26 protein-coding genes are annotated in these 24,292 nt (G+C 61.6%); 12 read left to right on the top strand and 14 right to left on the bottom strand.

All coding sequences use genetic code 11. The features are described from left to right. Positions 1 to 1,107, bottom strand: coding sequence for a CehA/McbA family metallohydrolase (locus ACU5AZ_RS06530; protein ID WP_446825210.1), 1,107 nt, complete (start codon positions 1,105 to 1,107; stop codon positions 1 to 3). A gap of 134 nt (positions 1,108 to 1,241) precedes the next feature. Further along, on the bottom strand, positions 1,242 to 2,138 hold the full coding sequence (locus ACU5AZ_RS06525) for a LysR family transcriptional regulator (protein ID WP_446825209.1): 897 nt from the start codon (positions 2,136 to 2,138) through the stop codon (positions 1,242 to 1,244). Between the two features lie 175 nt (positions 2,139 to 2,313). Between ACU5AZ_RS06525 and ACU5AZ_RS06520 the strand changes: the two genes are divergently transcribed. From ACU5AZ_RS06520 to ACU5AZ_RS06500, 5 genes are read left to right on the top strand one after another with little or no spacing between them, the layout of a single operon-like run. Continuing rightward, positions 2,314 to 3,753: an FAD-linked oxidase C-terminal domain-containing protein gene (locus ACU5AZ_RS06520; RefSeq protein ID WP_446825208.1), complete on the top strand. Its 1,440-nt coding sequence runs from the start codon at positions 2,314 to 2,316 to the stop codon at positions 3,751 to 3,753. Next, positions 3,750 to 4,976, top strand: a complete 1,227-nt coding sequence (locus tag ACU5AZ_RS06515; protein WP_446825207.1) for an FAD-binding protein — start codon at positions 3,750 to 3,752, stop codon at positions 4,974 to 4,976. Before ACU5AZ_RS06520 ends, ACU5AZ_RS06515 begins: the two co-directional genes overlap by 4 nt. A 25-nt stretch (positions 4,977 to 5,001) precedes the next feature. Next, a complete protein-coding gene (locus tag ACU5AZ_RS06510) occupies positions 5,002 to 5,373 on the top strand; it encodes a DUF4870 family protein (protein WP_446825206.1) in 372 nt (123 codons plus the stop codon). A 30-nt stretch (positions 5,374 to 5,403) separates the two neighbouring features. Next, entirely contained in the window at positions 5,404 to 6,702 is a 1,299-nt protein-coding gene (glcF, locus tag ACU5AZ_RS06505; protein ID WP_446825205.1) for a glycolate oxidase subunit GlcF, read from the top strand. A gap of 50 nt (positions 6,703 to 6,752) precedes the next feature. Then, a complete protein-coding gene (locus ACU5AZ_RS06500; protein ID WP_446825204.1) occupies positions 6,753 to 7,214 on the top strand; it encodes a hypothetical protein in 462 nt (153 codons plus the stop codon). A 54-nt stretch (positions 7,215 to 7,268) separates the two neighbouring features. Here ACU5AZ_RS06500 and ACU5AZ_RS06495 read toward each other — a convergent pair whose 3' ends face one another. The 3 genes from ACU5AZ_RS06495 to ACU5AZ_RS06485 form a co-directional block, all read right to left on the bottom strand. Beyond that, positions 7,269 to 7,946 carry an outer membrane protein gene (locus ACU5AZ_RS06495; RefSeq protein ID WP_446825940.1) on the bottom strand — a complete coding sequence of 226 codons (678 nt, stop codon included), beginning with the start codon at positions 7,944 to 7,946 and terminating at the stop codon, positions 7,269 to 7,271. Between the two features lie 188 nt (positions 7,947 to 8,134). After that, positions 8,135 to 8,833, bottom strand: a complete 699-nt coding sequence (locus ACU5AZ_RS06490) for a L,D-transpeptidase (protein WP_446825203.1) — start codon at positions 8,831 to 8,833, stop codon at positions 8,135 to 8,137. A gap of 177 nt (positions 8,834 to 9,010) precedes the next feature. Beyond that, the gene (locus tag ACU5AZ_RS06485; protein ID WP_446825202.1) at positions 9,011 to 9,769 is read right to left on the bottom strand and encodes a L,D-transpeptidase family protein; all 759 of its coding nucleotides are present in this window, start codon (positions 9,767 to 9,769) and stop codon (positions 9,011 to 9,013) included. 219 nt (positions 9,770 to 9,988) lie between these two features. Between ACU5AZ_RS06485 and ACU5AZ_RS06480 the strand changes: the two genes are divergently transcribed. After that, positions 9,989 to 10,618 (top strand): DNA-3-methyladenine glycosylase I, encoded by a 630-nt coding sequence (locus ACU5AZ_RS06480; protein WP_446825201.1) that lies wholly within the window; start codon positions 9,989 to 9,991, stop codon positions 10,616 to 10,618. A 9-nt stretch (positions 10,619 to 10,627) separates the two neighbouring features. Here ACU5AZ_RS06480 and ACU5AZ_RS06475 read toward each other — a convergent pair whose 3' ends face one another. From ACU5AZ_RS06475 to ACU5AZ_RS06455, 5 genes are all read right to left on the bottom strand, one after another. After that, positions 10,628 to 11,296 (bottom strand): DNA-3-methyladenine glycosylase I, encoded by a 669-nt coding sequence (locus ACU5AZ_RS06475; protein WP_446825200.1) that lies wholly within the window; start codon positions 11,294 to 11,296, stop codon positions 10,628 to 10,630. 17 nt (positions 11,297 to 11,313) lie between these two features. Next, positions 11,314 to 12,018, bottom strand: coding sequence for an HAD family hydrolase (locus ACU5AZ_RS06470; protein WP_446825199.1), 705 nt, complete (start codon positions 12,016 to 12,018; stop codon positions 11,314 to 11,316). 229 nt (positions 12,019 to 12,247) lie between these two features. Next, a complete protein-coding gene (locus tag ACU5AZ_RS06465; protein ID WP_446825198.1) occupies positions 12,248 to 13,000 on the bottom strand; it encodes a hypothetical protein in 753 nt (250 codons plus the stop codon). Continuing rightward, positions 13,000 to 13,269, bottom strand: coding sequence for a type II toxin-antitoxin system RelE family toxin (locus ACU5AZ_RS06460; RefSeq protein WP_446825197.1), 270 nt, complete (start codon positions 13,267 to 13,269; stop codon positions 13,000 to 13,002). Before ACU5AZ_RS06460 ends, ACU5AZ_RS06465 begins: the two co-directional genes overlap by 1 nt. Continuing rightward, positions 13,253 to 13,480 carry a DUF6290 family protein gene (locus tag ACU5AZ_RS06455; protein WP_446825196.1) on the bottom strand — a complete coding sequence of 76 codons (228 nt, stop codon included), beginning with the start codon at positions 13,478 to 13,480 and terminating at the stop codon, positions 13,253 to 13,255. The genes ACU5AZ_RS06460 and ACU5AZ_RS06455 overlap by 17 nt, the downstream gene beginning before the upstream one ends. A gap of 149 nt (positions 13,481 to 13,629) precedes the next feature. Between ACU5AZ_RS06455 and hisS the strand changes: the two genes are divergently transcribed. From hisS to hisG, 3 genes are all read left to right on the top strand, one after another. Next, positions 13,630 to 15,207 carry a histidine--tRNA ligase gene (gene hisS / locus ACU5AZ_RS06450; protein WP_446825195.1) on the top strand — a complete coding sequence of 526 codons (1,578 nt, stop codon included), beginning with the start codon at positions 13,630 to 13,632 and terminating at the stop codon, positions 15,205 to 15,207. A 179-nt stretch (positions 15,208 to 15,386) separates the two neighbouring features. Beyond that, positions 15,387 to 16,517: an ATP phosphoribosyltransferase regulatory subunit gene (locus ACU5AZ_RS06445; protein ID WP_446825194.1), complete on the top strand. Its 1,131-nt coding sequence runs from the start codon at positions 15,387 to 15,389 to the stop codon at positions 16,515 to 16,517. Then, positions 16,514 to 17,209: an ATP phosphoribosyltransferase gene (gene hisG / locus ACU5AZ_RS06440; protein ID WP_446825193.1), complete on the top strand. Its 696-nt coding sequence runs from the start codon at positions 16,514 to 16,516 to the stop codon at positions 17,207 to 17,209. The genes ACU5AZ_RS06445 and hisG overlap by 4 nt, the downstream gene beginning before the upstream one ends. Before the next feature lie 113 nt (positions 17,210 to 17,322). On the opposite strand, the gene ACU5AZ_RS06435 is transcribed toward hisG, so the two are convergent. Next, entirely contained in the window at positions 17,323 to 17,769 is a 447-nt protein-coding gene (locus ACU5AZ_RS06435; protein ID WP_446825192.1) for a DoxX family protein, read from the bottom strand. A 214-nt stretch (positions 17,770 to 17,983) separates the two neighbouring features. On the opposite strand from ACU5AZ_RS06435, the gene ACU5AZ_RS06430 reads away from it, so the two are divergent. Next, on the top strand, positions 17,984 to 18,691 hold the full coding sequence (locus tag ACU5AZ_RS06430; RefSeq protein ID WP_446825191.1) for a glutathione S-transferase family protein: 708 nt from the start codon (positions 17,984 to 17,986) through the stop codon (positions 18,689 to 18,691). A 29-nt stretch (positions 18,692 to 18,720) separates the two neighbouring features. Here ACU5AZ_RS06430 and ACU5AZ_RS06425 read toward each other — a convergent pair whose 3' ends face one another. The 3 genes from ACU5AZ_RS06425 to groES form a co-directional block, all read right to left on the bottom strand. Next, a complete protein-coding gene (locus ACU5AZ_RS06425) occupies positions 18,721 to 19,158 on the bottom strand; it encodes a hypothetical protein (RefSeq protein WP_446825190.1) in 438 nt (145 codons plus the stop codon). Between the two features lie 835 nt (positions 19,159 to 19,993). Next, positions 19,994 to 21,634 carry a chaperonin GroEL gene (gene groL / locus ACU5AZ_RS06420; protein WP_446825189.1) on the bottom strand — a complete coding sequence of 547 codons (1,641 nt, stop codon included), beginning with the start codon at positions 21,632 to 21,634 and terminating at the stop codon, positions 19,994 to 19,996. A gap of 66 nt (positions 21,635 to 21,700) precedes the next feature. Then, positions 21,701 to 21,997 carry a co-chaperone GroES gene (gene groES / locus ACU5AZ_RS06415; protein WP_446825188.1) on the bottom strand — a complete coding sequence of 99 codons (297 nt, stop codon included), beginning with the start codon at positions 21,995 to 21,997 and terminating at the stop codon, positions 21,701 to 21,703. 373 nt (positions 21,998 to 22,370) lie between these two features. Here groES and ACU5AZ_RS06410 point away from each other — a divergent pair, with 373 nt between their 5' ends. Both ACU5AZ_RS06410 and ACU5AZ_RS06405 read left to right on the top strand, forming a co-directional pair. Next, the gene (locus ACU5AZ_RS06410) at positions 22,371 to 23,219 is read left to right on the top strand and encodes a TIGR01459 family HAD-type hydrolase (RefSeq protein WP_446825187.1); all 849 of its coding nucleotides are present in this window, start codon (positions 22,371 to 22,373) and stop codon (positions 23,217 to 23,219) included. A gap of 5 nt (positions 23,220 to 23,224) precedes the next feature. Continuing rightward, positions 23,225 to 24,205, top strand: a complete 981-nt coding sequence (locus ACU5AZ_RS06405; RefSeq protein ID WP_446825939.1) for a bifunctional riboflavin kinase/FAD synthetase — start codon at positions 23,225 to 23,227, stop codon at positions 24,203 to 24,205. The last annotated feature ends 87 nt before the right edge of the window (positions 24,206 to 24,292 follow it).

Here is a 24,292-nt window from a genome sequence, read left to right as displayed (position 1 = left end):
TCAGAAGGCCGGGTTGTAGTTGAAATAGATCGGATTGGAGAGCGCCACCTTGTTGCCGCTGAGCGCCATCGCGTTCGGCACCTCCGGATAAGGAGTCTGCGGTCCTTCGATCTCCACCCGGTAGTAGCTTCGCTCTCCGATAGCCGGCGTGTCGACGAAGCGCACGGTCTGCGTTTCCGGATCGGCGGTCAGGACGGCGAAATCCTGGCGGTTCTTGATGACCTTCACGGTATAGCGCACGCCGCTGATGCCGCCGCCGATCAGCCGGACCTCGAATGTGACCGGACCGCCGGAGGGCTTCACATTGTCGCCCATGCCGAGTTCCATGATGCCGTCGCCGTCGAGGTCGGCATGCAGTTCGACGCGCGGATTGAACGGGTTGGCGCTGATGGAGGCGCGGCCCGCCTCCAGCGCCTCGAACAGGGCTTCCTTCGTCCGTTCGCGGGCGAAGATCCAGGTGGTCGGCGTCCCGACATAATTCGCGGTCGCCTCGACGCTGAGCGCGGTCGTCAGTTCCGGACGGTCCGGAACGCCGTGGTGGGCGTCGCTGCCGCCGCGTGCGCCGAGCATTCGGCCGGAGAGCAGCATGTCATCCCAGATACGGACCCCCGGAATGTTCTTGGGCCAGGTACTGCCGTTCCAGATCTCGACCGAGTCGGCGATGTCGAAGGAGTAGCCGTAGTGGTTCTTGGTGCTGGGGTGATTTGCGGAGAAGTGAATACCCAGTTTTTTCTTCAGGGCCAGAAGATCCCAGTCGCGGGCGTTGCGGGCATCGAACACCGCCTGATGGTCGTAGGGCTCGCTCGCAAGGATGTTGATATGGCCGCGCGGTGCCGTCAGTTCGCCGCCATAGGGCAGGAGAAGCCGGTCGGACCGATACTCCGGATCGGTCCAGGTGTGGCTGGCGACCGCGCCGTTCACATGCACGTCGTGGTCCGTCACCACCAGATAGTCGAAACCGGTGCGCTCGGCAAACGCGATGATCTTGCCGATCGGGTTGTTGGTGGAATCCGTGCTGTGGCGGGAATGCAGGTGCCAGTCGCCCTTGAGCCAGATGCCCTCGCGAGGGGCGTGGATCGTCGGGAGCGTATCGGGAATGGCAGGCATGAAATGAAACCGTGTTTTACGCGACGACCGGAGCAAGGGCCGCCCTGGAAAAATAAGCTGCGGGGCGCGGCGAAAAGCCAGCCCTGTTTAGTCCCTCCGCCCCGTCAGGACAAGCATCGCGGTCAGTTGCTGTCTTACCGGTCCCAATAGGGCGCGGGACCGTAAAGCGCGGCGAGATAGTCGATGAAGGCGCGCACCTTCTGCGGCAGGAATTCGCGGCTCGGATAGACCGCCGACAGCGCCACATTGCGCGAGCTCTCGTAACCGGGCAGCACCTGCACGATTTGCCCGGCCTTCAGTTCGGGGCCAATATCCCAGGTGGATCTGAGCGCGATGCCGAGACCGCCGATCACCGCCTCGCGGATCACCTCGCTGGAGTTGGTCACCAGCTTGCCTTCCGGGCGCAGCACCACCGGGCCGTCCGGTCCTTCGAGCCGCCAGCTGTCATTGTTGTGGGCCGGCAGGCAGGCATGCGTCTTCAGTTCCTCGATTGTCTTCGGCGTCCCGTGAATGGCCAGATAGTCCGGCGAGGCGCAGAGAATGCGCCGCACCGGCGCCAGCCGGCGGGCGACAAGGCTCGAATCGGTCAGTTCGGCAATGCGGATGGCGAGATCGAAGCCGCCGCCGACGATATCGGTGAATTCGTCGGTCAGCATCAGCTGGATCGAGATGCCGGGATGGCGCTCCATGAAGCCCTTGAGATGCGGCGCGATGTGCATGCGACCGAACGACGTCGGCGCGGAGATCTTCAGCGTGCCGTGCATCTCGCTGGACCGGCCCGAGGCGAAGGCTTCGGCGTCTTCGAGATCGGCGAGGATGGCCGTCACCCGGTCATGATAGCCCTTGCCGGCTTCGGTCAGGGCGATCTGCCGGGTGGTGCGCTGGAAAAGTCTTGTGCCGAGCCGCTCCTCCAGCCGCTTGATGCGCTTGGAAATGACCGCCGGCGAGAGCCCGAGAATGCGGCCTGCCGCCGACATGCTGCCCGTCGCCGCAACACGGACGAACACGTCCAGGTCTTCGAGATTCGTCATCAATCGTCGCCATCTTTTCCAGATTGGAATAAATGATTAGCATTTGTGGAGGATTGAGTGAAGTGGTAAAGAAAGATTACCAATCGCTGTCCGTAGATCGTCATGCCGCTTTTGACCGGTTGTCACCGGCGCTGCTTCGGGGCAATCTGCGGCTCACGGACAAGGGAGGAAGATCATGACAGGTGCAATCGGATTTCTGGAGCCGAAGGCGTCGGTGCTGTCGCGGCGCGACATCATCGTCGGCGATCTTGCCGATCTCCTGCCGCCGGAATGTCTGGTCCACGAGGCGCGCGAACTCGTGCCCTTCGAGACCGACGCCTTCATCGCCTATCGCCGCGTGCCGCTCGCCGTCGCCCTGCCGCAGACCACCGAGCAGGTCTCCGCCGTGATGAAATACTGCCACCGCTACGGCATTCCCGTCGTTCCGCGCGGTGCCGGCACTTCGCTGTCGGGCGGTGCGATCCCGCAGGAAGACGCGGTCGTTCTCGGCCTCTCCAAGATGAACCGCATTCTCGACGTCGATCTCGCCAATCGCACGGCGACGGTGCAGGCGGGCGTCACCAACATCAACATTTCCGAAGCCGTTTCCGCGGAAGGCTTCTTCTACGCGCCGGATCCGAGCTCGCAGCTTGCCTGCACCATCGGTGGCAATATCGGCATGAATTCCGGCGGCGCGCACTGTCTGAAATACGGGGTCACCACCAACAATCTCCTCGGGGTCAAGATGGTGCTGGTCGACGGCACCGTGATCGAACTCGGCGGCAAGCATCTCGACGCCGGCGGCTACGACCTGCTCGGTCTCGTCTGCGGCTCGGAAGGGCAGCTGGGCATCGTCACCGAGGCGACGGTCCGCCTGATTGCCAAGCCCGAAGGCGCCCGCCCGGTTCTCTTCGGCTTCGAGACGTCGGAGGAGGCGGGTTCCTGCGTGGCCGATATCATCGGAACGGGCATCATCCCGGTCGCGATCGAATTCATGGACAAGCAGGCGGTCGAAATCTGCGAGGCTTTCGCCCATGCCGGCTATCCGCTCGATGTCGGCGCGCTGCTGATCATCGAGGTCGAGGGCTCGGAGAAGGAAATGGATGCCATGCTCGCGGAGATCGTGGTGATTGCCGGCCGGCACAACGTCAAGGTCGTCAAGGAATGCCAGTCGGCGACCGAGGCGGCGCTGATCTGGAAGGGCCGGAAATCCGCCTTCGGCGCCACCGGCCGCATCGCCGATTACATCTGCATGGACGGCACGGTGCCGCTGAGCCAGCTTTCCTACGTGCTGAAGAAGACCTCGGAAATCACCGACGGCTTGGGGCTGCGCGTCGCCAACGTCTTCCATGCCGGCGACGGCAACATGCATCCGCTGATCCTCTACAACATCAACGATCCCGAAGACGCGGCCCGCGCCGAGCAGGCCGGCAATGAGATCCTCAAACTCTGTGTCGATGCCGGCGGTTGCCTGACCGGCGAACACGGCGTCGGCATCGAAAAGCGCGACCTCATGCGCCACCAGTACACGGATATCGATCTCGACCAGCAGATGGCCGTGCGCGCCGCCTTCGACCCGGACTGGTTGCTCAATCCATCCAAGGTCTTCCCGCTGGATGGAAGGAGCGCGGCATGAGCGCGCCTTTGACACCGACGACCGAGACTGAAGTCGCCGACATCGTTCGCAGCCACGCGGCGAGCGGGACAACGCTGGCGATCCGGGGCGGCGGCACGCGTTCCGGCTTCGGCAACCCGGTGCGCGCCGACGGGTCACTGACGACAGCCGGCCTCTCCGGCATCGTCTCCTACAATCCGTCGGAAATGGTGCTGACCGCGAAATCCGGAACACCGATCGTGGAGATCGAGGCGGCGCTCGCCGAGGCCGGCCAGATGATGGCCTTCGAGCCGATCGACCATCGCCCGTTGATGGGGACCGATGGCGAGCCGACGATCGGCGGCCTGTTTGCCGCAAACGTCTCCGGTCCGCGCCGCTTCGTATCCGGTGCGGCGCGCGATGCGCTTCTCGGCGTTCGTTTCGTCAATGGCCGCGGCGAGGTCGTCAAGGCCGGCGGCCGGGTGATGAAGAACGTCACCGGCCTCGATCTCGTCAAGGCGATGGCCGGCTCCTACGGCACGCTCGGCATCATGACCGAAGTCACCTTCAAGGTCCTGCCGCGTCCGCAGGCCGTGGAAACCATTGTCGTGGACGATCTGGACGACGAGCAGGCGACGGCTGCGATGGCGGCCGCCATGGCGCTGCCGGTCGAAGTCTCCGGTGCCGCGCACCTGCCGCCGACGGTTGCCTGGCGCTACGGCGAGCTCGCTCTTTCCTCCGGCGGCGCGACCGTCCTGCGTCTGGAGGGTCTCCAAAGTTCCGTCGAGGCGCGGGCGCAAAAGCTCGTCTCTGCCATGTCCGCTCTAGGCGCTGTGAGGCGGCTTGGCCGTGAGCCGAGCCTGGCGCTCTGGCAGGCGATTGCCAATGTCTCGCCCTATGCGGATGGTTCGCAAAAGCCCGTCTGGCGGGTCTCCGTCGCACCGAGCAGGGGACACGAACTGGTCGCAGCCCTTCGCCTCGAAGCGGGTATCGATGCCTTCTACGACTGGCAGGGCGGTCTCGTCTGGATGCGCATGGAGGCCGGCATAGAGGCCGACCTCGTGCGTGCCGGCATTCGTAGCGTCGGCGGCGGTCACGCGACACTTGTGCGCGCGGCCGAAGGGATGCGCGCCGGCATTGCCGCGTTCGAGCCGCGCGACAGCGCGGTTGCGGCGCTGGAAGAGGCGATCCGCCTGAAGTTCGACCCCGTCGGCATCTTCAATCCGGGCAAGATGGCGCTGAAGACCGGCCTTGCAGCTGCGTGATGGACAACGGAAAGGGAGACTTGCAATGAGTGAAAACGGACAGGCGTTCCCGGACTCGAAGGGGCTTCTCGAGCCGGGCAAGGCCAATGTGCAATTGGTCTACGTTCTCTACCTCTTCGGCTTCATCGTCGGCATCACGCCGCTGATCGGCGTGGTGATCGCCTATCTCAACCGCGGCAAGGCCGGCGGCTGGGTCGAGAGTCACTACAATTGGCAGATCCGCACCTTCTGGATCGGTCTTCTGTTCAGCCTCGTCTCGCTGGTGCTGACCTTCGTCTTCATCGGCATCCTGCTGTTCGTGCTGACGGCCGTCTGGATGATCGCCCGTTGCGTCGTCGGCCTGCAGAAGGCCGGCAATGAGGAGCCGATCGCCAATCCGCAATCCTGGATCCTCTGAAAAGGGCAGTCCTCCAACACCGGAGTTATCGTGCAGACCAATTTCACGCCCGAACAGTTGCTGGATCCGCATGTCGCCGAATCCGAGGCCATCCTGCGCAAATGCGTGCATTGCGGCTTCTGCACGGCGACCTGTCCGACCTATGTCACGCTCGGCAATGAACTCGACAGCCCGCGTGGCCGCATCTACCTGATCAAGGACATGCTGGAAAACGGCCGGCCGGCGGACAAGGAACTGGTCACCCACATCGACCGCTGCCTGTCGTGCCTGGCCTGCACGACGACCTGCCCCTCCGGCGTCGACTACATGCATCTGGTCGATCATGCCCGCATTCATATCGAGAAGACCTATCGCAGGCCTCTGTCGGAGCGGCTCATCCGCTCGCTTCTCGCCTTCGTCCTGCCCTATCCGGCCCGCTTTCGCGCTGCGCTGAGCCTTGCCCGGCTGGCGCGCCCATTTGCCGGGCTGTTCGACCGCATTGCACCACTGAAACCGATGGCGGCGATGCTGCGGCTGGCGCCGGAATCGGGGCCGCAATCCGCTATGCCGCGGGGCAACCATGCCGCCGCCGGCGTCACGCGGGGGCGGGTGGCAATCCTCGGCGGCTGCGCCCAGCCGGTGCTCGATCCCGGCATCAATGCGGCCGCGATCCGCCTGCTGACGCGCTTCGGCGTCGAGGTGGTCGAGCCGAAGGGCGAGGGCTGCTGCGGCGCGCTCGTTCATCACATGGGACGCGAGGAGGCAGCCCTTGCCGATGCCCGCCGCAATGTCGACGTCTGGACGCGGGAGATCGAGGCGGGCGGGCTCGACGCAATCATCGTCACCACATCCGGCTGCGGCACGGTGATCAAGGATTACGGTCACATGCTCCGCCTCGACCCGGCCTATGCCGAAAAGGCGGCAAGGGTGTCGGCGCTTGCCAAGGACATCACGGAATATCTGGCGACATTGGACCTTCCCGAACAACCGCAGTCCGGCGTCACCGTCGCCTATCACTCGGCCTGCTCGCTCCAGCATGGCCAGAAAGTCACGGTCGCGCCCAAGTCGCTCCTGAAGCGCGCCGGCTTTGCCGTGCGCGATCCGGCCGAGGCACATCTGTGCTGCGGTTCCGCAGGCACGTACAACATCCTGCAGTCGGATATCTCGGAAAAGTTGAAGGCGCGCAAGGTGCGTAATCTTCAGGCCTTGAAGGCGGACGTCGTCGCTGCCGGCAATATCGGCTGCATTACCCAGATTGCATCTGCTGCGAACGTTCCCATCGTTCACACGGTAGAGTTGCTGGACTGGGCGTATGGAGGTAAAAGTCCGGAAAGATTAAGAAAATCGTGATATAGCGAGTGTTACGTTCTGAGGCTCGAACTTGATGGGAGGCGAGAATCGTGACGAAATTCTGGATCACATTTCTGCTCGCATGCGTGGTTCTGGCACGGGTGCCGGCATTTGCGGACGACCGCTTCAACTGTGCCAATGACGACAAGGACCTTCGCCTGTCACTCGATGTCGGCTTCTCGGAAGAGCCGGGGCAGGGGCTCATCCATCTGCGCGGCGCAGCCACCTTCACCGTCAATGCGCCCGACGAAATCCGCACCATCCGGCTCGAAAGCAACCTGCTGAAACAGTACTGGTTCGACGGCAAGGACCTGCGCCTGCGCTTCGTCCAGGAAAGCTACAGCGATTCGCCCTTCTACATCGTCGATTTCACGGTGGCAGTCTCGAAGACCCTGGGCCAGCGCATGGCCGGCAGCTATGACGTCATCATCCGCAAGACCACCGAGAAGCGAATGAAGCGCTATTCGACGATTTTCGAGCGATCCGACAAGCTTCTCTGTTCCAAGCGATAAAAAAAGCCCGTCATGTTTGTGGACGGGCTTCTTTCAATGTAGGCCGGGTGTGCCTTACCAGTGATAGGTCACGCCGAGGTTGACCGCGTTGGTCCAGATGTTGGTCTTCAGCGATGCGTTGTTGTCGATATCGACATCGATCATCGAATAGTTTCCCTTGTACTCGGCAAACATCGACCACTTGTCAGTGAGCTTGTAATCGACGCCCGCCTGAACCTGGAAGGCCGCGCCGCCGAACTGATAGTCGAAGGTACTGCCCGACGAGCGGGTGACTTCGACATGCGGGACGTTGATACCGGCGCCGACGCCGACATAGGGCGTCCAGCTGGGCGAGAAATCGGTGAAGCGGTAGATCGCATTGACCGTCAGCAGGTTGAGGCCGTCGGTGAATTCGAAGTGGGTCCAGTCGCCGGCAGCCGATGCCATGGTGCCGTCGGTCGCATAGACCTTGGCATGGGTATAGTCGAGCGAAACACCCCAGTTGGAATAGCCAAAGTCATCGAGCCAGTAGAGGCCGCGAATACCCCAGTAGGGCGGCAGCTTGGTGAGTGACTTTCCTTCCCACTTGGCGTCGAAATCGGCCTGGTCGCTGACATCGACGTCGCTGTCGAGTGCGCGCTGGATGCCGCCGTAAGCGGAAAACTGCATTTCAGCCGCCGCATGTCCTGCCGGCATCAGGATCATGGTGGAGCATAGAAGAGGAAGAGTTTTGCGCAGAGCGGAAGAAAACATCATCGTCGGCACTGTCCCGTCAATTATAGCGAATCGAATCTCTACGTATTTCTAAAATTCGAACTTGGGACCGGCAAGCAAGACTTGGCCATGTTTCCGCCATATTTGCGGAATGGTTGCAAAAATGCCGCGGTTTTAATCAAAACTGCGGCATTTCGGATTTCTTGTGGAATGGCGTGAGCGGCGCGTTAGCCGCCGAACAGCGTGCGCAGGATGTCGACGCCCCTGTCGTCGTACTGAACGTTGCCCTGGCGGTTGCCGGGGCCAACGACGATGACCTTGGTGCCGAGCGCCACGCGCTCATAGAGATCCGTGACGTCCTTGTTCATCATCCGGATGCAGCCGGATGACATGTTCTGGCCGATCGACCAGGGCTGGTTGGTGCCGTGGATGCGGAAACCGGAATCGCCACCGCCATTGTAGAGGTAGAGCGCGCGCGCACCGAGCGGATTGTCTTTGCCTCCGGGCATGTAGGCCGGCAGGATATGGCCCTTCTTGCGCTCGCGGGCGATCATCTGCGGCGGCGGCGTCCAGCCGGGCCATTCGGCCTTGCGGCGGACCTTCACCACACCCGACCAGCCGAAGCCCTCGCGGCCGACGCCGATGCCGTAGCGGATCGCGCGGTTGTTGCCGAGCGTGTAGTAGAGGAACTTGTTGTTCGTATCGACGATGATGGTGCCCGGTTTCTCGGTGGTCGAGAAGCGCACGATCTGCTTCTTGAACTTCGGGTTCACTTCCTTGGGGTTGGTGGCGACCATGACCACGTCGGCCGGCGGCGTCGGGCTTGCAGTGCGCGTTGATGCCGTCAGGGCGTTGGCGGACGACATGCCCGTCAGGCTGGTTACGGTGAACGCGGCCGCAGCCAGCAGCGTCGATAGCTTCAGCATAATGGAATCCCTCTCCAGTTGATCATGAAAAAACAGCAGATGTACGCAGGCAATTCAAGTCTTGACGGCCACGATAAAGCAGATGTGAACGCGTGACGTGGCCTCAAGACCACAATATCCGGCCGCAGGCGACCGGATATTGTGGTGAATGCCGGAAATAGTGGCGAGACGGTCGCGTCAGATGACGACGACCTTGGTGCCGACCGGAACGCGCTCGTAAAGGTCGGTGACGTCCTCGTTGCGCATGCGGATGCAGCCCGACGAGACGGCATTGCCGATCGTCCAGGGCGCGTTGGTGCCGTGGATGCGGTAGAGGGTCGAGCCGAGATACATGGCGCGGGCGCCGAGCGGATTGGCAAGGCCGCCTTCCATGTGGGCAGGCAGGTAGTGTCCCTTCTTCGCCTCGCGGTCGATCATTTCCTTCGGCGGGTTCCACTGCGGCCATTCGGCCTTGCGGGTGATCCGCTCCGTGCCGTTCCAGCCGAAGCCTTCCTTGCCGACGCCGACGCCGTAGCGTCGTGCCATGCCGTTGTCCAGGACGAGGTACAGGAAGCGCTGGTTCGTATCGATGACGATCGTGCCGGGCCTTTCATTCGTCTGGTAGGAGACGATCTGGGGCAGGAATTGCGGGGCGATCTGCTGGCGAGCCGGATTTTGCGGCTGCACGGCGACCTGCTGCACCGGCATGCCGGCGGCGGGCTGGCGGTTCATCGGCCGGCCGTAGAGCGAGTTGCTGTAGACGATGGTCCGCTGCGGCTGGCGCGCATAGACCCGCGGCCGCTGCACACCCTGTCCGCCGAGCTGTACCAGCCACGGAGCGGCCAGATCGGGGCTGACGATCACCGGCGGCCGGCTCTGGTACCGGTCGTCGGCGATCGCCGGAGCGGATACGGCGCAAGCGATGCTTGCCGCCAAACACAGAATGGTCTTCTTCATCGGATACTCGCTACTTGTTGTTCGATGATCTCAATGCGACAGCGGAACCAAAGTTCCTTCAAAGCGCGATACTGCCGGTTTTTGGTCAATACATTCGTTAAGCGCCATTCATAAAATGCCACCGAAGGCTGAAACCTTCGGGCAAGGTTACCGGGGGGTTTGCAAAATGCGTTAACCGGTGGTAAATCCGGCGAAGTGTCGAACAAAAAGGGAACGATAATGTCGGCTGACGGCTTGATCACGGGCGACGATGGCAATCACCGCTGCTTCTGGTATGGCGGCCTGCCCGACTACATGCGCTACCACGACGAGGAATGGGGATATCCCGTGACCGACGATATCCGCCTGTTCGAGAAGATCTGCCTCGAAGGGTTCCAGTCGGGGCTCTCCTGGCTGACCATCCTGCGCAAGCGCGACAATTTCCGTGCCGCCTTCGCCGGCTTTGACTTCCACAAGGTCGCCGTCTTCGACGATACCGACATTGAGCGCTGCCTTGCCGACAAGGGCATCGTCCGCCATCGCGGCAAGATCGTCTCGACGATCAACAACGCCCGCCGCGCCGTCGACCTGAAGGCCGAGTTCGGCACGCTGGCGCGCTATTTCTGGAGTTTCGAGCCGAAACCCGAGGAGCGGCCGTCGACCATGGACTGGGCGACGCTGAAGGCCAATCCGACGACGCCGGCCTCCGTGCGCCTGTCGAAGGACCTGAAGAAGCGTGGCTGGTCCTTTGTCGGACCGACGACGGTCTACGCCTTCATGCAGGCCATGGGCCTCGTCAACGACCATATCGAGGGCTGCTGCTGCCGGGAAAAGGCGCTCGGCGCGCGCCGAGCGCTTGCCACGCCGTGAGGCTGACCGTCAGTCGATACTGACCGCCAGCACGCGGCTGATTTCCGTCAGCGACCGGCCGGACTGTTCCTTCCAGGTGTTGAAGGCCTTCTGTACAGCGGCCAGCTGCTTGGCTGACGACGGCGCCTTGTCGACCACGCCCTCGGCGATCAGCCGGTTGACGACGCTTTGCGACAGGATGAAGCTTTCCACGCCGGCAAAGCGCAGGAAATACTGCCCGGTATTGCCGCCGAGCCGAGTGCCGCGTTTTTTCAGAAGGTCGAGAAGGCCGACATAATCCTCTGCCGGCCAATCGGCGAAGAAGCGGCCGGCCGAACCGTGCTCCTCGGCGAGATCGGCGACGAAACGCGCATTGTCCTGCACCGCCTTGATCTTCGGCCCGTGGCGGACGATTCGTTCGTCGCTGACCAGACGTTCGAAATCCTCGTCATGCAGCATCGCGCAATGGGCGATGTCGAAGCCTTCGAACGCCGCTTCGAAGCCGGGCCACATCGCCTCGACGACCTTCCAGTTGAAGCCCGCCTGGAAGATGCATTTCGTCATCAGCGCCAGGTAGCGGTCGTCAGGCAAGGCGGCGAGCTCGGCTGACGGCTTGGGCCGCATAACATGCGCTTCGATCTCGTCGGCGCTGCCCTTTCGCTGGATGGCGAGGTCGTAGATTTCCGGGAAGGAACGCATGCGATGTGGATCTCCGGTCAGTCGAGTGAGGCGATCAGCGGCAGCAATTGGCCGAGATTGGAAATTTCGCGAAAGCGCGGCGCTTCGCGCGGCGGCTCGACATGTTCGAGCACCCAGGTCAACTCGTGCGGCACGAACACGCCGTAGCTGCCGGCGGCGATCGCCGGCACCACGTCCGATTTCAACGAATTGCCGACCATCATCGCCCGTTCCGGCCCGTCGCCGGTCTCGGTGAAGATGCGGCGATAGGTGACCGCGGTCTTGTCGGAGACGATCTCGACGGCATCGAACAGGTCGCCGAGCCCGGATTGCGCCAGCTTGCGTTCCTGGTCGAACAGGTCGCCCTTGGTGATCAGCACCAGCATGTATTTGCCGGCGAGCGCTGCGAGTGTCTCTTCCACATGCGGGAGCGTCTCCACGGGATGGGAGAGCAGCGAGCGGCCGATATCGAGGATCTCGCCGATGGTGCGCGCCGGCACGTTGCCCTCGGTGATCTCGATCGCCGTTTCGATCATCGACAGGGTGAAGCCTTTGATGCCGAAGCCGTAGTGCTGGAGATTGCGTTTCTCGGCGTCCAGCAGGCGGCTGGCGATGTGTTCGCCTTCCGCATAGTCGCCGAGCAGCTTGACGAACTCGCCTTCGGTCAGCCGGTAGAACTGTTCGTTCTGCCACAGCGTGTCATCGGCATCGAAACCGATCGTCGTCAGGTGATGGGCGGACATGCTCGCTCCCGTCGGTCCGGCATTCGCGTTCAAGGTAGCGCGTTTATAAGGAGAGGCAAGGGAGTAGGGTTGCAACGTGAATCTGCCCCTCCCCAACCCCTCCCCACAAGGGGGAGGGGCTTAACCCGATTGCCGGCCTTTCCGTTGAAGCAGGTCTTCACCACACGTTTTCTCTCCCCTTGTGGGAGAGATGGCCGGCAGGCCAGAGAGGGCCTTTTGACCCGGATGCTCAAACCGCAATCACCCGATGCACGAATTGATGCTCGCGACTTTCCTCGCCGAAGGGTGAGACCGGCCAGAGCCAGCTGTCTTCGGCCGGAGGTAACGCGACACCATGCATCAGATCGACTTCGGAGAGTGTCTTGCCGCTCCTGTCGATCACCGCATAGGAGACGTCCGTGACGAGGCAGGCGGCGGCGGGCAGGGCGGTGAGCCCCTGCCAGTGGGCGGCGAGGATACGCGCGACGGTATCCTCGGGCATCGGTTCATGCTCTTTCTTCAGCCGGTGCTCGGCGCCGGTTCCGAGTTGCGAGAGAAGATTTGGCGAGACGACGAAGTCGAGATCGGCGATCTTTTCCAGAAATGCGAGCGGCCTCAGATCGCGGCCATGCTTCAAGGCATCGTAACCGGAGAGATCCCGTTCCACGCAACTGACATTGCGGTATTTGCCGAGCTTCAGCATCAGCCGAACGCTCGCCAGATGGGCGATGTCGTAGAGGATCACCCGGTCGAAGGCATCCGCCAACTGCCGGATCGGCACGTCGCGCAACAGGCCGGAGCCGAGGACGACGGCGGTCCGCCGCTTCTCCAGTGTCGCCATCTTCTGCAGGATGAAATTCTTGGTCCGCGTCTCATGCTCGCGCCAGGCGCCGCGGCAACGCTTGGCCCGCGACCACAGTTTGACCGAATAATGGATCGCCCCGGCGTTCTTCGTCGGACTGACGGCCAGTGTGGCGGCAAAAAGGGCGGCTTCGGCAAGCATTATCGGTATATGTCGCTTCGATGGCCGACTTCGATCACCAGCACCACCAGGCGCTGGTCCAGTATATCGCAAATGATCCGATAGTCTCCGACGCGGTAGCGCCAAAAATTGCCCAACTCATCTCCTTGAAGGGCGGAGCCGATCTGGCGGGGATTGTCCAGTTTGCTGACACGGTCATGCAGGAACGATCGAATACGCTTGCGAGTTTGTGAATCCAGTTTCTCAACGAGCTTGCGCGCAGAGCGATTGTATTCAATCGTCCAGACCACGCCAGAATTCCTGTTCACTGACGACTTCTGTCTCTCCGCTTTCGATCTGTCGCTGGGCCTCGCGGGCCTGCGCCAGCAAATACTGGTCCTCAAGCCGTTCCTCAAGGATATGCAGCATGTAGGCGTCGGGTTTCGTGCCCGCCTCGGCCGCATATTTTTCAATGAGGCGGAGCATTTCTTCCGGCATATCGAGCGTGACGCGCTTGTTCATCGGCAAAATCCCTGGCAATGCGGCGGAATATAGCAGTCGCGGCCCTGCCTCGCCAGCCTTCCGGGCTTGATGGCGAAAGCCCAATCCGTTACAGCAACGCCACAATCAACCCGATGCTGACGTATCATCCTGCAGTTGGATTTCCGACCATGAGCGACAAGACCAAGAAGCCCCAGAAGCTCAAAGCCCGCCTGCCGCGCGGCTTCGTCGACCGTGGCGCCGCCGACATCCGCGCCGTCAACGAGATGACCGCGAAGATCCGCGAAGTCTACGAACGCTACGGTTTCGATCCGGTTGAAACGCCGCTGTTCGAATATACCGATGCGCTCGGCAAGTTCCTGCCCGACTCGGACCGCCCGAACGAAGGCGTCTTCTCGCTGCAGGACGACGACGACCAGTGGATGAGCCTGCGCTACGACCTCACCGCGCCGCTCGCCCGCCATGTCGCGGAAAACTTCAACGAGATCCAGCTTCCCTACCGCACCTATCGCGCCGGCTACGTCTTCCGCAACGAGAAGCCCGGCCCCGGCCGCTTCCGCCAGTTCATGCAGTTCGACGCCGACACCGTCGGCGCCCCGGGCGTCCAGGCGGATGCCGAAATGTGCATGATGATGGCCGACACGCTGGAAGCCCTCGGCATCAAGCGCGGCGACTACGTGATCCGCGTGAACAACCGGAAGGTTCTCGACGGCGTGCTGGACTCAATAGGGCTGGAGGGAGCAGAAGACGGTGCTCGTCGTTTAAACGTTCTTCGTGCAATTGATAAGCTAGACAAATTTGGAGTTGAGGGGGTCAAGCTCCTATTGGGAGCGGGGCGTAAAGATGAATCAGGTGATTTTACTAAAGGTGTAGGGTTGGATGACGAGGCAATTAAAAAAATTGTCTCTTTGTGTTTGGCGAAATTCACCTTCGGCTTATCTGAGAGTGGAGTTATTGAAGTCACTCGAGAAAATGAGGAAGGTTTTTCGGTAAAGCCTCCGGAAAAAGATGAGCAGAACAATTATTACTGGGGCTTGAAGGAACTCTTCGATATTGAAACGATGGTTCGAGCTGCCGGCTACCAAGAGGACCGCATCAAGATCGACCCCTCCGTCGTTCGCGGCCTCGAATACTACACCGGCCCCGTCTACGAAGCCGAACTCACCTTCGACGTCACCAACGAGAAGGGCGAAAAGGTCGTGTTCGGTTCGGTCGGCGGCGGTGGGCGCTATGATGGCCTTGTCTCGCGCTTCATGGGCCAGCCGGTGCCGGCGACGGGCTTCTCCATCGGCGTGTCGCGCTTGATGACGGCGCTCAAAAACCTCGGCAAGCTCGGCGCGTCCGAGGTCATCGAGCCGGTTCTAATCACCGTCATGGATGGCGATGCGGAGAGCATGGGCCGCTATCAGCGCTTCACCCAGGCGCTGCGCGCCGAGGGCATTCGCGCCGAGATGTACCAGGGCAACTGGAAGAAGTTCGGCAACCAGCTGAAATATGCCGACCGCCGCGGCTGCCCGCTCGCCATCATCCAGGGCGGCGACGAGCGCGCCGAGGGAGTCGTGCAGATCAAGGACCTGATCGAGGGCAAGCGCCTGTCCGGCGAGATCACCGACAACGCCGAATGGCGCGAGGCCCGCGTCGCCCAGGTGACCGTGCCGGAAGCCGAACTGGTCGAGAAGGTCAAGGCCATGCTCGCCGACCAGGCCGAAGACCGGGCGAGGGCGACCTCAACTGGATCGGGGAATTGAGCGATGATGTTTGAGAGGGTTTTTCCCCTCCCCACCCCCTCCCCACAAGGGGGAGGGGCTTTCAGGCCCCGCCTCGCGCTTTTATGTTTGTTCAGCTGTAAGGCTGGCGTCTTGCGCCAACCCGCTCCCTCCCCCCTGTGGGGAGGGTTGGGGAGGGGCTTTGGCACGGGAGACCGCCAATGGCCCTGATCAACCTTCCCGCCTTCTCCAATGATCTTCTCGCCCTCTTCGAAAAGCTGAAGACCGAGCGGGTCGATACACCGGTGATCCAGCCGGCCGAACCGTTTCTGGATATTGCCGGCGAAGACCTTCGCCGGCGCATCTTCATGACGGAAAGCGAGACGGGCGCCAGCCTGTGCCTGCGGCCGGAATTCACCATTCCCGTCTGCCTGCGCCATCTCGAAACCGCGACCGGCACGCCGAAGCGCTATGCCTATCTCGGCGAGGTCTTCCGCCAGCGCCGCGAGGGCTCCAATGAGTTCTACCAGGCCGGCATCGAGGATCTGGGCGAGGGCGACATAGCAAGCGCCGACGCCCGTTCCATCGCCGATGCCGATCGCATCTTGAAGGCGCTGCTGCCGGCCTCGTCCCTTGCCGTCGTCATCGGAGACCAGACCGTCTTCGAGGCCGTGGTGCAGGCCCTGGGCCTGCCGGGTGGCTGGCAGAAGCGGCTCGTCCAGGCCTTCGGTGACATGCAGCAGCTCGACGGGCTGCTGAAGAAGCTGGCGCAGCCGGAAACGGTCGATGGGCTTGGCGATGACGTCGCGGCCATGCTGGCCGCCGGCGATGACGCCGAGCTTGTCGCCCATATCGACCGGACGATGCAGGAAACCGGCTATTCGACCAATGCGTCGCGCGCGCCGGCGGATATCGCAAGGCGGTTGAAGGAAAAGCTGTCGCTCGCGGAAACGCACCTGTCCGACCAGCAGATCGGCATCCTCAAGACCTTCCTGCGCCTCGATGTGTCGCTCGCCGAAGCCTCGACAGCACTTGCGCAATTCGCGGCGGCGACCGGGCTGAAGATCGATGCCGCGCTCAATCATTTCGACCGGCGCATTGCGGCGCTCGCCAATGCCGGCATGGACCTTGCTGCCATCCGCTACAAGGCGGCCTTCGGGCGTCCGCTGGATTACTACACCGGTCTGGTCTTCGAGATCAGCGTTGCCGGCAGCGACGCGGTTCTGGCCGGTGGCGGCCGCTTCGACCGGCTGCTGACCCTGCTCGGTGCGAAGGATCGCATCCCGGCCGTCGGCTTCTCGCTGTGGCTGGACCGCATCGAAGCCGCCAGACCGACGGGAGCGGGACAATGACCATCACCATCGCCCTGCCGTCCAAGGGACGAATGAAGGACGACGCCTCGGCGATTTTCGAGCGCGCCGGCATGAAGATCGTCGCCGTCGGCAATGACCGCTCCTATCGCGGCCGCGTCGAGGGCTGGGACGATGTCGAGATCGCCTTTCTGTCGGCCTCCGAAATCTCGCGTGAAGTCGGCAACGGCACCGTCGACTTTGGCGTCACCGGCGAGGACCTGATGCGCGAAGGCATTCCGGCCGTCGACAACAAGGTCGAGTTCTGCGCCCGTCTGGGCTTCGGCCATGCCGATGTCGTGGTCGCCGTGCCGGAAATCTGGCTCGATGTCGATACCATGGCTGACCTCGGTGATGTCGCCGCCGATTTCCGCGCCCGCCATCGCCGCCGCCTGACGGTGGCGACGAAGTACTGGCGTCTGACGCAGCAGTTCTTCTCGCGCCAGCATGGCATCCAGCTCTATCGCATCGTCGAAAGCCTCGGCGCGACCGAAGGCGCGCCCGCTGCCGGTCAGGCGGACATCATCGTCGACATCACCTCGACCGGCTCGACGCTGAGGGCGAACCACCTGAAGGTTCTCTCCGACGGCGTGATCCTGAAGTCGGAAGCCTGCCTGGTGCGCGCCCGCAAGGCGGAGCACGAAACCGATCCGACGGTCGGGAAGATCGTGGACGCCGTCCGTTTGGTGCTGTGACCGCGGCCGCGGATTTTATCTGGCCTTGCATTCTGTTCCGACACGAAAAAGCCCGCCGGCAGGGAGCGGCGGGCTTTTCAGTCTTGGGTCTTAATAGGAGACCGGATCTGGCCTCAGGCGGCCGCGAAAGCGGCACCGCGGCGGGCGTCGAGCGAGTAGGCGCCCGGGCCGAAGGTGGCGAGGAAGATATAGGCGCCGGCAAGCGTCAGGTTCTTCATCAGCATGATCTGGTTCAGCGTGTTGATCCAGCCGAGCGCGCCTGCCGGCCAGCCGTCGATGGCAACAGTGCCCGAATGGAAGACGAGAGCGGTGAACACGCAGAAGAGAGCCAGCGCCCAGCCGACGATGCGGGTCTGGAAGCCGACGAGAACGGCAAGGCCGGCGACCAGCTCGAAGAGACCGGCGAGGTAGGCAAGTGCCGTAGCGGCCGGCAGGCCGGCGCCGGTGATCATGCCTGCAGTGCCGGCCGGATCGGTCAGCTTGCCGAAGCCGGACAGGATGAACATGAAGGACAGAAGAATGCGGGCAATCAGCAGGATGGTGCTGTTGGCAGAGGACATCGTGAATTCTCCAAAAGGTGGCGTCTGGTTGAAAGTCGACGCCTTTAAAACGTCGCCAATTAGATGCCCTCTTTTGGCCGTTATGAATAGCTGCACGATGCTTTACATATTGTTCGAAAAATGAAGACGGTATTCAAGTCAATGTGACCGCCGGCCCTCTTTCTCCGCTGTGTCGGCCACCTATATGGCAGTCCGATTATCATCGGAGCCTCCCATGGACAGACTTTCACCCTTTCCCATTTCCAAGCGCTGGCCGGCGCGAAATCCCCGGATCATTCAGCTATATTCCGTTCCCACGCCCAATGGGGTGAAGGTCTCCATTGCCCTCGAAGAGCTTGGGCTTCCGTACGAAGCCCATGCCGTTTCGTTCTCCGACAACGAACAGAAGTCCGAGGAATTCCTGTCGCTCAATCCGAACGGAAAGATCCCGGCCATCATCGATCCGGACGGACCGGACGGCGATGCGGTCGGCCTGTTCGAATCCGGCGCCATCCTGATCTACCTCGCCGAGAAGACCGGACGGCTGATGCCGAACGATCCGATCGGCCGCTACGAGACGATCCAGTGGGTGTTTTTCCAGGTCGGCGGAGTCGGCCCGATGTTCGGGCAGTTCGGACACTTCTTCAAGTTTGCCGCCGACAAGATTGCCGGCAACCCCTATCCGATGGAGCGCTATCGCGATGAAACGAGGCGGCTTCTTGCCGTGCTGGAGGAGCGCCTTCAGGGGCGGGCCTGGCTGATGGGCGAGGAATACACCATTGCCGACATCGCAACGTTTCCCTGGGTGCGCGGCCTCGATGTCTTCTACAAGGCCGGCGACGTGCTGGGCCTGGATGACTTTGTGGCGGTCAGGGATTGGGTGGTGCGGGCATCAAGCCGCCCGGCGAGCGTCGCCGGTCTGGAGATTCCCAAGCGCGGATGACGAGGTGACCTTGGCTGGCTGAGGAAGCCTCAGTTGGCCACGGCATCGTCGTGAACGCGGAACAGCGGAAAGAAGAACATGCCCGCCATGGCGCCGGACTGCTTGTCGTGGAAGCCGTTGGATTCGCCGATGCAGAATATCGGCTGGCCCCCGCCCTTGGAGGACGGGATCGTCGTCGCATAGCAGAAGGACGAGGTGGCCATGGCGGCTCTCTCGAACAGTTCGAGAATGCGGCCGCGGTCGTAGGACGCATAGCAGCGCATCAGCGTCAGCAGGCCGCATTCACCTTGCGAGATGCCATGGTGCGTGGCGGCATGCGCCCCGAGATATATGGCGCCGTGATTGAGATCGGCTGTCCAGGCTTCGGATATGCAGAACTGCCCGAGCAGGCGCATGTCCTCGCTCAGGGACGCGAGCTCGGGATGCTCGAATGACGCCGACAGATTGTTATGTGCAATCTTAAACAAGCCGTCCCTCTGTGCCAGATCTGTCTGATGCCGGTGTCCATCTCCGTCGTCATCCTCCGCGCCGCCTCGCGCCTGTTCCGTCGGCTGAGGCGAAGTACAGAGTATCACGTCGATGTCTTGCGAATTCATGCGAGCAGATAGTGCCGATAGGATGTATATGTACTAACGAACCGCGTTGCAACTGTGCTCTTCTGCCGGATATTTTTAATATTTTCAAAACTAGGATCAGAATAGCTTTCTGAAGTCTATGAGGATGTTGGTCAGCCTTGGCTCTCTCAAGGTGGAAATACATATTGATTTGCGTATATGAATTCAGTGCGGGTAATGAAAAAATATTTACGACGGACTGAAGTTGAAGGGAATATTATTGAATTCATATGTATTTATAATGACGATAATATCAAAATTTGGATATATATAAATCAATGTAAATCTACATTTACTGCATAGGATAAGCAGGTGTTTAATTGTGGTGATGCTCGCATTAATTGCGTTTGATTTGAGTTGAAATTGGAATTTTGTTTATCTGTAGAAAAGATTTGATCAGGCGTGTTTGCGCCAAGCATAAGGGAATATGTGTGCTCGACTTTCCGGTTGAACGGCATTGGCAATAGTAAAATTGACTATCGTCAATTATATAGGCTCGCTTATTATTCTTCGGAATTCTGATGCCTGGTCCGGGAGGTTTTTGGGTGGAACGAGAAAAGGCGGCCCGAGGGCCGCCTTTCCGTCAATGCCTTCTGCCTCTTTCCGGATGTGGCGACGATGTCTTGCAATCGTCGCCAGTCTCCCGGCAAGGCTCAAGCCGCATGGATGGTAACAGGGCGTCGCCCTATTACATCATGTCCATGCCGCCCATTCCGCCCATGCCGCCCGGCATGCCGCCGGCAGCTTCCTTCTTGGGAAGTTCGGCGATCATGGCTTCGGTGGTGATCAGCAGCGAAGCAACCGAAGCTGCATTCTGCAGGGCCGTGCGAACAACCTTGACCGGATCGACGATACCCATGGCGATCATGTCGCCGAATTCGCCGGTCTGGGCGTTGTAGCCGAAGTTCTCTTCGTTCTTGTCGAGGATCTTGCCGACGATGATCGAAGCTTCGTCACCAGCGTTGGTGGCGATCTGGCGAACCAGCGACTGGAGAGCGCGGCGAACGATGTTGATGCCGGCTTCCTGGTCGTCGTTTGCACCCTTGACGGTGATCTTCGTGGAAGAGCGCAGGAGAGCGGTACCGCCGCCGGGGACGATGCCTTCCTGGACGGCTGCGCGCGTTGCGTTCAGCGCGTCGTCGATGCGGTCCTTGCGCTCCTTGACTTCGATTTCCGTGGAGCCGCCGACGCGGATCACGGCAACGCCGCCGGCGAGCTTGGCAAGACGTTCCTGCAGCTTTTCGCGGTCGTAGTCAGAGGTGGTTTCTTCGATCTGGGCCTTGATCTGGGCAACACGGCCTTCGATGTCCGACTTCTGGCCGGCACCGTCGACGATCGTGGTGTTTTCCTTGGTGATCGAGACCTTCTTGGCGCGGCCGAGCATGTCGAGGGTGACAGTCTCGAGCTTGATGCCGAGATCTTCGGAGATCACGGTACCGCCGGTCAGGATGGCGATGTCTTCGAGCATGGCCTTGCGGCGGTCGCCGAAGCCCGGAGCCTTGACGGCAGCAATCTTCAGGCCGCCACGCAGCTTGTTGACGACGAGGGTCGCAAGAGCTTCGCCTTCGACGTCTTCAGCGATGATGACGAGCGGCTTGCCGGTCTGGACGACGGCTTCGAGCACCGGCAGCATGGCCTGGAGGTTCGAAAGCTTCTTCTCGTGCAGGAGGACGTAGGCGTCTTCCAGGTCAGCGACCATCTTTTCCGGGTTGGTCACGAAGTAGGGCGACAGGTAGCCGCGGTCGAACTGCATGCCTTCGACGACTTCGAGTTCGGTTTCGGCGGTCTTGGCTTCTTCGACGGTGATGACGCCTTCGTTGCCGACCTTCTGCATGGCTTCGGCAATGTCCTTGCCTACCTGCGTGTCGCCGTTAGCCGAGATCGTGCCGACCTGAGCAACTTCTTCGGAGGTGGAGATCTTCTTGGCCTTGGCAGCGAGGTCCTTGACGACTTCTGCAACGGCGAGGTCGATGCCGCGCTTCAGGTCCATCGGGTTCATGCCGGCAGCAACGGCCTTGTTGCCTTCGCGAACGATGGCCTGGGCCAGAACGGTCGCGGTCGTGGTGCCGTCACCGGCGATGTCGTTGGTCTTCGAAGCAACTTCGCGGACCATCTGGGCGCCCATGTTCTCGAACTTGTCTTCCAGTTCGATTTCCTTGGCGACCGATACACCGTCCTTGGTGATGCGCGGAGCGCCGAAGGACTTGTCGATGATGACGTTACGACCCTTCGGGCCGAGGGTTACCTTCACTGCGTCTGCGAGGACGTCGACACCGTGCAGCATCTTTTCGCGCGCGGTGCGGCCAAACTTGATTTCTTTAGCAGCCATGTTCAAAACTCCCGGGCTTTAAGCCCTTTGGTGAATTTCAGTTGAGATGGATAGGGTTGGCTCGGATCAGCCGATAACGCCCATGATGTCGGCTTCCTTCATGATCAGAAGGTCGACGCCATCGAGCTTGACTTCGGTGCCCGACCACTTGCCGAACAGAACGCGGTCGCCGACCTTGACGTCGAGTGCAACCTGCTTGCCGCTATCGTCACGGGCACCCGGGCCGACGGCGATGACTTCGCCTTCAGCCGGCTTTTCCTTGGCGGTGTCCGGAATGATGATGCCGCCCTTGGTCTTTTCTTCAGACTCAACGCGCTTGACTACAACGCGGTCGTGCAGCGGACGGAAATTGGTGCTTGCCATTGTCTAATCCCTCGATCAAATGACATTCACGGGCCGCGAGGCCCGTATGGATTGGTGTTAGCACTCATATCATGCGAGTGCTAGCGGCGGAGAGATAGGAGTTGGCCGACTTGGAGTCAAGAACGGCCGCTTTCAAATTTTCAAAAAATCCATCGCGGTTAACGGCAGGCTTTCAAGGCGTTGGGCCTGCCGCCGAACGCACTGTCTCCCGCAGACACATGGGCATTCGGCACCGTCCCTTTGATGTGGCATTCGGTCACCCCGAGCGCGGTCGCGACCCGGCGCATTTTTTCTCCTCCCGCACCAAAGTCCCTTGCCAATCGGCGCATGCTTTGCAATGTCAGCCGTGGCTCAGACTGACAAAGGACCTCGCATGGCAGACCGCATTTCGACCCTGACGGATGTTTCCGGCAGCTATGACGTGATCCTCTGCGATGTGTGGGGCGTACTTCATGACGGCATCAGCGCGTTTCCGCTGGCCGCCGAAGCGCTGGCCAAGGCACGGGCCAAGGGGGCGACCGTGGTCCTCATTACCAATTCGCCGCGGCCCTTTCCGGGCGTCGTCAGCCAGCTGCGCATGATCGGCGTGCCGGACGATGCCTATGACCGCATCGTGACATCGGGCGACGTCACCCGTCACCTGATTGCCGAGGGCCCGAAGAAAGTCTTCCTGCTCGGCCCCGAGCGTGACCTGCCGCTCTTGGATGGACTGGGCGTCGAGGTTGTCGGAGAGGCCGACGCCACCTGTGTCGTCTGCACCGGCTTCTACGACGACGAGACGGAAACGCCGGAAGACTATCGCGACATGCTGATGCGTTTTCTCGCCCGCGGCGTGCCGATGATCTGTGCGAATCCGGATCTGGTCGTCGAGCGCGGCCACAAGATTATCCCCTGTGCCGGCGCCGTGGCGGCGCTCTATGCCGAGCTCGGCGGCGAGACGCGCATCGCCGGCAAGCCGCACCGGCCGATCTATGAGGCGGCGATTGCCGAGGCCCGCGAGGCACGCGGCGATTTCGACCTGTCGCGCGTGATGGCGATCGGCGACGGCATGCCGACGGACGTGCGCGGTGCGATCAACTACGGCCTCGACCTTCTTTATATCAGCGGTGGTATCCACGTCCGTGAATACTCCGTCGACGGCAGGATCGACGAGGCGGCGCTTGACGCCTATCTCGAACGGGAAGGGGCTGCGCCCAAATGGTGGATGCCGAGGCTGGCCTGAACGCGATGACCGTCTTTCACCGCAACGAGAAAAAGGAGCTGCTGCCTGACAGCCTGAAAGGCGGCGTGGTGGCGATCGGCAATTTTGACGGTGTTCACCGCGGCCATCAATCCGTTCTCAACCGGGCCCTCGAGATCGCCGAAAGCCGCGGCGTGCCGGCGCTGGTCTTGAGCTTCGAGCCGCATCCGCGCACGGTCTTCCGGCCCGACCAGCCGGTCTTTCGCCTGTCGCCGGCGCCGATGAAGGCACGGCTTCTCGAAGCGCTGGGCTTCAAGGCGGTCATCGAATACCCATTCGACCTAGATTTCTCCGGCCGCTCGGCCGACGAATTCATCCAGTCGATCCTGATGGACTGGCTGCAGGTTTCACACGTCGTTACCGGCTTCGACTTCCACTTCGGCAAGGGGCGCGAGGGTGGACCGGCGTTTCTGATGGCCGCCGGCGAAGCCTATGGTTTCGGCGTTTCGCTGATGGATGCCTTCCGCGACGAGAACGCCGCAGTGATTTCCTCAAGCCGCATCCGCGCGTTGCTGGCCGAAGGCGAGGTCGCCGAGGTCGCGGGCCTGCTCGGTTATCGCTATACGGTCGAAGCCGAGGTCATCAAGGGCGCGCAGCTTGGCCGCACGCTCGGCTACCCGACGGCCAACATGGCCTTGCCGCCGGAATCGGCCTTGAAGCCCGGCATCTACGCCGTCAGGCTGCGTCGCCCCGACGGCATGCTGCATGACGGTGTCGCGAGCTTCGGCTTCCGCCCGACCGTCACCGAAAACGGCGCCGCTCTGCTCGAGACCTTCGTGTTCGATTTCACCGGCGATCTCTATGGCGAGGTCTGTGCCGTTTCCTTCTTCGGTTATCTGCGCGAGGAGATGAAGTTCTCCGGTCTCGATCCGCTGGTCGAGCAGATCAAGAAGGACGAGGCGGAGGCGAGGGCGCTTCTGGCTGGCGTCAAGCCGCTCGGTGACCTCGACGCGAAGATCGCCTTCTGAGCCCGCGCGTAAGGTCAATCACCAGACAATGGAGCGATATTTCGCCGGCAGGCATGGAAATATTGCCGCGATCCTATATGTTTCCGG

Source organism: Rhizobium sp. PAMB 3182 (genome assembly GCF_052908355.1).
The sequence above is the reverse complement of the archived record's forward strand: the minus strand, read 5'-3'. Positions and strand labels throughout refer to the sequence as shown.

What these genes read in the sequence shown, in the direction of transcription:
- hisS (WP_446825195.1), top strand. Translation starts at nt 13,630, where the DNA reads ATGAGCGACAAGACCAAGAAGCCCCAGAAGCTCAAAGCCCGCCTGCCG.
- ACU5AZ_RS06470 (WP_446825199.1), bottom strand. Translation starts at nt 12,018, where the DNA reads ATGTCCGCCCATCACCTGACGACGATCGGTTTCGATGCCGATGACACG.
- ACU5AZ_RS06510 (WP_446825206.1), top strand. Translation starts at nt 5,002, where the DNA reads ATGAGTGAAAACGGACAGGCGTTCCCGGACTCGAAGGGGCTTCTCGAG.
- groL (WP_446825189.1), bottom strand. Translation starts at nt 21,634, where the DNA reads ATGGCTGCTAAAGAAATCAAGTTTGGCCGCACCGCGCGCGAAAAGATG.
- hisG (WP_446825193.1), top strand. Translation starts at nt 16,514, where the DNA reads ATGACCATCACCATCGCCCTGCCGTCCAAGGGACGAATGAAGGACGAC.
- ACU5AZ_RS06520 (WP_446825208.1), top strand. Translation starts at nt 2,314, where the DNA reads ATGACAGGTGCAATCGGATTTCTGGAGCCGAAGGCGTCGGTGCTGTCG.
- ACU5AZ_RS06495 (WP_446825940.1), bottom strand. Translation starts at nt 7,946, where the DNA reads ATGTTTTCTTCCGCTCTGCGCAAAACTCTTCCTCTTCTATGCTCCACC.
- ACU5AZ_RS06445 (WP_446825194.1), top strand. Translation starts at nt 15,387, where the DNA reads ATGGCCCTGATCAACCTTCCCGCCTTCTCCAATGATCTTCTCGCCCTC.
- ACU5AZ_RS06475 (WP_446825200.1), bottom strand. Translation starts at nt 11,296, where the DNA reads ATGCGTTCCTTCCCGGAAATCTACGACCTCGCCATCCAGCGAAAGGGC.
- ACU5AZ_RS06455 (WP_446825196.1), bottom strand. Translation starts at nt 13,480, where the DNA reads ATGAACAAGCGCGTCACGCTCGATATGCCGGAAGAAATGCTCCGCCTC.
- ACU5AZ_RS06525 (WP_446825209.1), bottom strand. Translation starts at nt 2,138, where the DNA reads ATGACGAATCTCGAAGACCTGGACGTGTTCGTCCGTGTTGCGGCGACG.
- ACU5AZ_RS06435 (WP_446825192.1), bottom strand. Translation starts at nt 17,769, where the DNA reads ATGTCCTCTGCCAACAGCACCATCCTGCTGATTGCCCGCATTCTTCTG.
- ACU5AZ_RS06485 (WP_446825202.1), bottom strand. Translation starts at nt 9,769, where the DNA reads ATGAAGAAGACCATTCTGTGTTTGGCGGCAAGCATCGCTTGCGCCGTA.
- ACU5AZ_RS06405 (WP_446825939.1), top strand. Translation starts at nt 23,225, where the DNA reads ATGACCGTCTTTCACCGCAACGAGAAAAAGGAGCTGCTGCCTGACAGC.
- ACU5AZ_RS06410 (WP_446825187.1), top strand. Translation starts at nt 22,371, where the DNA reads ATGGCAGACCGCATTTCGACCCTGACGGATGTTTCCGGCAGCTATGAC.
- ACU5AZ_RS06515 (WP_446825207.1), top strand. Translation starts at nt 3,750, where the DNA reads ATGAGCGCGCCTTTGACACCGACGACCGAGACTGAAGTCGCCGACATC.
- ACU5AZ_RS06465 (WP_446825198.1), bottom strand. Translation starts at nt 13,000, where the DNA reads ATGCTTGCCGAAGCCGCCCTTTTTGCCGCCACACTGGCCGTCAGTCCG.
- ACU5AZ_RS06480 (WP_446825201.1), top strand. Translation starts at nt 9,989, where the DNA reads ATGTCGGCTGACGGCTTGATCACGGGCGACGATGGCAATCACCGCTGC.
- ACU5AZ_RS06530 (WP_446825210.1), bottom strand. Translation starts at nt 1,107, where the DNA reads ATGCCTGCCATTCCCGATACGCTCCCGACGATCCACGCCCCTCGCGAG.
- ACU5AZ_RS06490 (WP_446825203.1), bottom strand. Translation starts at nt 8,833, where the DNA reads ATGCTGAAGCTATCGACGCTGCTGGCTGCGGCCGCGTTCACCGTAACC.
- ACU5AZ_RS06430 (WP_446825191.1), top strand. Translation starts at nt 17,984, where the DNA reads ATGGACAGACTTTCACCCTTTCCCATTTCCAAGCGCTGGCCGGCGCGA.
- groES (WP_446825188.1), bottom strand. Translation starts at nt 21,997, where the DNA reads ATGGCAAGCACCAATTTCCGTCCGCTGCACGACCGCGTTGTAGTCAAG.